The organism is Mediterraneibacter catenae (assembly GCF_008691045.1).
Taxonomy (GTDB): domain Bacteria; phylum Bacillota; class Clostridia; order Lachnospirales; family Lachnospiraceae; genus Mediterraneibacter; species Mediterraneibacter ornithocaccae.
Genome location: NZ_VMSO01000003.1, coordinates 225,303 through 231,355 on the forward strand (window position 1 = coordinate 225,303; position 6,053 = coordinate 231,355).

A 6,053-nucleotide genomic window follows, 5' to 3' on the forward strand; every position below is an offset into this window, starting at 1 on the left:
TGTGTAGTGTTTGATTTTAATAAACCAAATATTGAAATTACGGATGTTTCAGATGATAAAAAATACGGAAGATTTGTCGTAGAGCCGTTGGAGAGAGGTTACGGAACAACCCTTGGAAACTCCCTGAGAAGAATTATGCTTTCTTCTCTTCCGGGAGCAGCCATCAGTTCCGTGAAGATTGACGGTGTGCTGCACGAATTCAGCTCCATTCCGGGGGTAAAAGAAGACGTGACAGAGATCATTATGAATCTGAAATCTCTGGCGATCAAGAACACTTCCGAATCTGATGAAGTCAAGACAGCATATATCGAGTTCGAGGGTGAGGGCGTTGTTACAGGCGCTGATATTCAGGCGGATTCTGATATCGAGATCGTTAATCCGGAGCAGGTCATCGCTACATTGAGCGGCGGCAAGGACTGCAAATTGTATATGGAACTGACCATTACAAAAGGCAGAGGATATGTGAGTGCAGACAAGAATAAGACAGAGGACATGCCGATCGGCGTGATCCCGATTGATTCCATTTACACTCCGGTTGACCGTGTAAATCTTACTGTAGAGAATACCCGTGTCGGACAGATCACCGATTATGATAAACTGACACTTGACGTGTGGACAAAGGGAACGATGCTTCCTGATGAGGCTGTCAGCCTTGCGGCTAAAGTCTTAAGCGAGCATCTGAAACTCTTTGTTGATCTCTCAGAAGTTGCTCAGGCAGCGGAAGTTATGATCGAGAAAGAGGATGACGAGAAAGAGAAAGTTCTTGAGATGAGCATTGATGAGCTCGAGCTTTCCGTTCGTTCCTACAATTGTCTGAAGAGAGCCGGAATTAATACCGTAGAAGAGCTTACAAACAAGACACCTGAGGATATGATGAAAGTCCGCAACCTCGGACGTAAATCCCTTGAGGAAGTTCTTGCGAAGCTCAAAGAGCTCAATCTGGAGTTAAATCAAGGCGACGAATAACATAAAGCGTCTTGATGCTGCTTCTTGAGCCACAGGATCAAGAAGATACCATTAATAGGGTGATGAGTAATTCAGGTGCCCTGTAGGAAACATTGTAATAACTCTCTGCCGATAAGCCCGAAGAGCACGGCGGAGACATTTGATTAATAAGCCCGAAGATGCATAACCAAATGGAGGAAATTAGAAATGGCAAAGTATAGAAAACTCGGCAGAACATCAAGCCAGAGAAAAGCGTTGATCAGAAATCAGGTAACAGCTCTGCTCAACAACGGAAAGATCGTTACAACAGAAGCTAAAGCGAAAGAGATCCGCAAAGTTGCAGAGAAGCTTATCGCAATGGCAGTTAAAGAGAAAGATAATTTCGATGAAGTAACTGTAACAGCCAAAGTTGCCCGCAAGGACAAAGACGGCAAGAGAGTGAAAGAAGTTGTCGATGGAAAGAAAGTAACAGTTTACGATGAAGTAGAGAAGAAGATCAAGAAAGATCAGCCGAGCCGTCTCCACGCAAGACGTGAGATGATGAAGGTTCTCTGCCCGGTTACTGAGGTTCCGGCAAAGGCTGCAGGCAAGAAAGCAGGCACAAAGAAAGTTGACGTAGTAGAGAAACTCTTCACAGAGATTGCACCGAAATACGCAGACCGCAATGGTGGTTACACAAGAATCATCAAGATCGGACAGCGTAAAGGTGACGCTGCTATGGAAGTTCTGATGGAGCTTGTATAATTGAATAAGAAATATGACCATTCATTTACCGCCGGGTAAATGTAAAGCGTTGAATCTGTATCGGCAGGCCGTAGGAGATACAGGTTTGGCGCTTTTTTGTTTGTATGGATAGAATGCACATGACTTTCAGTAATTTTAAATATAACGTACATATGGGAGGACACGTATTATGGAATGGGCATTTTTAGTTATTGCAGGCGGTCTGGAAGTATTTTGGTCCACCTGTATGAAGTATTCAAATGGATTTACAGAAATAAAGTATACAGTACTAACGATTATCGGGATGGTATTCAGTTTCATTTTTCTATCGCAGGCTACAAAGACTCTGCCTCTGGGAACAGCTTATGCAGTCTGGACGGGAATCGGAGCCCTGGGAGCAGTCATAGTCGGAATCGTGCTGTTTAAAGAGCCGGTGACAGCTGCGAGGATATTCTTTGTATCACTGCTGTTGATTGGAATTATAGGGCTGAAAGCGACATCAGGACATTAATATTTTCTGCGTCTTTAAATTTACAGGCTGGGTGAAAATTTGTATGTATGCCGTTATATTTTGTATATAATGCACAAATATTGTTAAAAATATAACGTTAATATTTTAACAAAAACACATTGACAAAAATTTAACGAATCCCTTATACTTAGAACTGTGGTAAGCAACCAGTAAATATTAAGTACAGGAGGATTTATTAAAATGGCCGAGAAAGAAAAGGCAGTAGTGCCTGAGATCATCGACAATGTGGAAGCTCTTGAAGCGAAGATGAAAGCCATGCGTGAGGCGCAGAAAGTATTCGCGACTTACACCCAGGAGCAGGTGGACAGGATCTTCTATGAAGCTGCAATGGCAGCAAATAAACAGCGTATTCCGCTGGCTAAGATGGCGGTCGAAGAGACAAAACGCGGTGTGATGGAAGACAAAGTTATCAAGAATCATTATGCGGCTGAGTATATTTATAATACCTATAAAGATACAAAAACATGCGGCGTGATTGAGGAAGACTCTGCATACGGTATCAAGAAAATAGCAGAACCGATCGGTCTTGTTGCTGCCGTGATTCCGACGACAAACCCTACTTCTACGGCTATCTTTAAGACGCTGATCTGCCTGAAGACGAGAAACGCTATTATTATCAGTCCCCATCCAAGCGCAAAAGCGTGTACGATCGCCGCGGCAAAAGTCGTTCTGGAGGCCGCGGTAAAGGCAGGAGCGCCGGAAGGAATTATTGGCTGGATCGACGTGCCATCTCTTGAACTGACAAACACAGTCATGAGAGAGTCTGACATTATCCTGGCGACGGGAGGTCCGGGCATGGTAAAGGCCGCATACTCTTCTGGAAAGCCGGCTCTGGGTGTAGGAGCAGGAAATACACCGGTCATCATTGACGATTCGGCAGATATCCGGATGGCGGTGAATTCCATTATTCATTCCAAGACATTTGACAATGGCATGATCTGCGCATCCGAGCAGTCGGTGACTGTCCTTGACAGCATATATGACGATGTAAAGAGGGAGTTTGCGTACCGGGGGTGCTATTTTCTTAAACCAGGTGAAGAAGTCGACAAAGTGCGCAAGACAATTATTATTAATGGCGCCTTGAACAGTAAGATACCGGGAAAATCAGCATATGAAATTGCGCAGCTTGCCGGTATTGATGTTCCTGAAAATACAAAAATCCTGATTGGTGAGGTGGAGTCTGTTGATATTTCTGAAGAATTTGCCCATGAAAAATTATCTCCTGTACTTGCAATGTATCGGGCGAAGACATTTGACGAAGCTCTTGAAAAAGCAGCTCAGCTCGTAGCTGACGGCGGATACGGACATACATCTTCTCTCTATGTAGATCCGTCAGAGACGGAAAAGATACAGAAACATTATGAGGCAATGAAGACATGCCGTGTACTGATTAATACACCGTCTTCCCACGGCGGTATTGGCGATCTGTATAACTTCAAACTTGCACCGTCACTCACCCTGGGATGCGGTTCATGGGGCGGAAATTCTGTATCAGAAAACGTTGGAGTGAAACATCTTCTGAATGTGAAGACGGTTGCCGAGAGGAGAGAGAATATGCTGTGGTTCAGGACGCCTGAGAAAGTATACTTTAAGAAAGGCTGTACACCGGTTGCGCTGGCAGAGCTTGGCAATGTGATGCATAAGAAAAAAGCGTTCATCGTAACGGATACATTCCTTTACAAAAACGGATATGCAGATCCGATTGAGAAGAAACTGGATGAAATGGGAATTCAGCACGCATGCTTCTATGATGTGGCGCCGGACCCGACATTGCAGTGTGCCCGGGAAGGTGTAAAACAGATGCGTTCCTTTGAGCCGGATACAATTATTGCCCTGGGAGGAGGCTCTGCAATGGATGCTGCCAAGATCATGTGGCTTATGTATGAACATCCGGAAGCAGACTTTGAGGACATGGCGATGGATTTCATGGACATCCGCAAGAGAGTCTTTACATTCCCGAAAATGGGAGAGAAAGCTTATTTTGTGGCAATCCCGACGTCTTCTGGTACGGGATCGGAGGTTACGCCATTTGCTATTATTACAGATGCAGAGACGGGCGTGAAATGGCCAATCGCTGACTACGAGCTGCTCCCCAATATGGCAATTGTAGATGTGGATAATGCAATGACAGCGCCGAAAGGTCTGACAAGCGCGTCCGGTATCGATGTTATGACACATGCGATCGAAGCATATGTTTCAATCATGGCTACCGACTACACAGATGGACTTGCTATGAAAGCTGTTAAGCTGGTGTTCGATAATCTCCCTTCTGCTTATGAGAATGGCGCAAAGGCTCCGAAAGCGCGTGAGGCAATGCACAATGCGTCCTGTATGGCAGGCATGGCATTTGCAAATGCGTTCCTTGGAGTAAATCACTCTATGGCTCACAAGCTTGGCGCATTCCACCACCTTCCTCACGGCGTGGCAAATGCAGTGATTCTGACAGAAGTTATGAGATACAATGCGGCAGAAGCTCCGACAAAGATGGGAACTTTTTCTCAGTATCAGTATCCGCATGCGCTTTCCAGATATGCAGAGCTCGGACGCTTTGCGGGATGCACGGGCAGCACGGATGAAGAAGTATTCGAGAGCTTTATTGCGAAATTGGAAGATTTAAAAGAAAAAATTGGTATTAAGAAGACGATAAAAGACTACGGCATTGATGAAAAATATTTCCTTGAGACACTGGATGAGATGAGTGAGCAGGCATTTAATGATCAGTGTACTGCAGCAAATCCGAGATATCCGCTCATCAAAGAAATAAAAGAAATTTATTTGAAGTGTTACTACGGAAAATAATGTAGATCGAAGAGAGCAGATGCGGAGAAGGCCAGAGTGCAGCTTTGCATCTGCTCCTTTTGCGAGTACAGCAATCCTGACCTTATGTTTGTTAAAGAAATAACGATAAAAATAATCATAAAAATATGGTTAAAAATTGCACAAACTTCTGCGTGAGTCCTTTTTTTGAATGAATTAATAGGGTATAATTAGACCATCAGATATGAAAAGTTCAATTAAGGAGGGCATTGTTTATGAAGCTGGAAGAAAAAAATATTATTGTAGAACGTCCGTATAAAACAGTCTACAGATGTGATGACAGTATTGTAAAAGTATTTGCTGAGACACATCCGAAGGCAGATATTTTTAATGAAGCGCTGTTGACTGCCCGGATAGAAGAGACCGGACTTGACATCCCTAAAGTAAAAGGTGTGACTCAGATTGAAGGTAAATGGGCGATCGAGATTGAATATAAAGACGGAAAGACGCTGGAAGAGATGATGCAGTCTGACAGAAGTAATATGGATAAATATATGAGCGATTTTGTCGATCTGCAGCTTAAAGTACACAGTAAGAGATCGCCGCTTCTGACAGGTATGAAAGATAAGATTTCCCGACAGATCAACAGCCTGAAAATCCTCGATGCAACGACAAGATACGAGCTTCTGACCCGTCTGGAAAGCATGCCAAAGCACAATAAAGTATGTCACGGTGACTTTAATCCCAGTAATGTCATTGTTGGGAAAAACGGTAAGATGACAGTGGTTGACTGGGCTCATGCAACCCAGGGAAATGCAAGCGCAGATGCGGCTATGACATATCTTCTTTTCGCGTTAAAAGATCAGGAGACAGCGGATTTGTATATGAACATTTTCTGCAAGAAGAGTGACACGGCCAGACAATATGTACAGCAGTGGCTTCCGATTGTAGCAGCAGCACAGCTGACAAAAGATAATGAGCTGGAAAAAGATTTTCTGATGAAGTGGATTGACGTAATTGATTATCAGTAGAAGGAAATTCGGATTTATCTGACTGAGAAAGAGTCCGCCGGGAGGTATGTATTGTTAGCGCACAC

Annotated in this window: 5 protein-coding genes; all 5 read left to right on the top strand. The window is 44.0% G+C overall.

Annotation, left to right across the window (positions count from 1 at the left end; genetic code table 11):
* Positions 1-6: 6 nt before the first annotated feature.
* Complete coding sequence (locus FNY66_RS04390) at positions 7-966, top strand: DNA-directed RNA polymerase subunit alpha (RefSeq protein WP_087150400.1); 960 nt, start codon at positions 7-9, stop codon at positions 964-966.
* Positions 967-1,152: 186 nt separating this feature from the next.
* Complete coding sequence (locus FNY66_RS04395) at positions 1,153-1,689, top strand: bL17 family ribosomal protein (protein WP_150310381.1); 537 nt, start codon at positions 1,153-1,155, stop codon at positions 1,687-1,689.
* 169 nt (positions 1,690-1,858) lie between these two features.
* Positions 1,859-2,179 carry a DMT family transporter gene (locus tag FNY66_RS04400; protein ID WP_087150402.1) on the top strand — a complete coding sequence of 107 codons (321 nt, stop codon included), beginning with the start codon at positions 1,859-1,861 and terminating at the stop codon, positions 2,177-2,179.
* A 201-nt stretch (positions 2,180-2,380) separates the two neighbouring features.
* Complete coding sequence (gene adhE / locus FNY66_RS04405) at positions 2,381-4,999, top strand: bifunctional acetaldehyde-CoA/alcohol dehydrogenase (protein ID WP_150310382.1); 2,619 nt, start codon at positions 2,381-2,383, stop codon at positions 4,997-4,999.
* A gap of 233 nt (positions 5,000-5,232) precedes the next feature.
* Positions 5,233-5,988, top strand: coding sequence for an aminoglycoside phosphotransferase family protein (locus FNY66_RS04410; protein WP_087150404.1), 756 nt, complete (start codon positions 5,233-5,235; stop codon positions 5,986-5,988).
* The last annotated feature ends 65 nt before the right edge of the window (positions 5,989-6,053 follow it).

What these genes read in the sequence shown, in the direction of transcription:
- FNY66_RS04400 (WP_087150402.1), top strand. Translation starts at nt 1,859, where the DNA reads ATGGAATGGGCATTTTTAGTTATTGCAGGCGGTCTGGAAGTATTTTGG.
- FNY66_RS04395 (WP_150310381.1), top strand. Translation starts at nt 1,153, where the DNA reads ATGGCAAAGTATAGAAAACTCGGCAGAACATCAAGCCAGAGAAAAGCG.
- FNY66_RS04410 (WP_087150404.1), top strand. Translation starts at nt 5,233, where the DNA reads ATGAAGCTGGAAGAAAAAAATATTATTGTAGAACGTCCGTATAAAACA.
- adhE (WP_150310382.1), top strand. Translation starts at nt 2,381, where the DNA reads ATGGCCGAGAAAGAAAAGGCAGTAGTGCCTGAGATCATCGACAATGTG.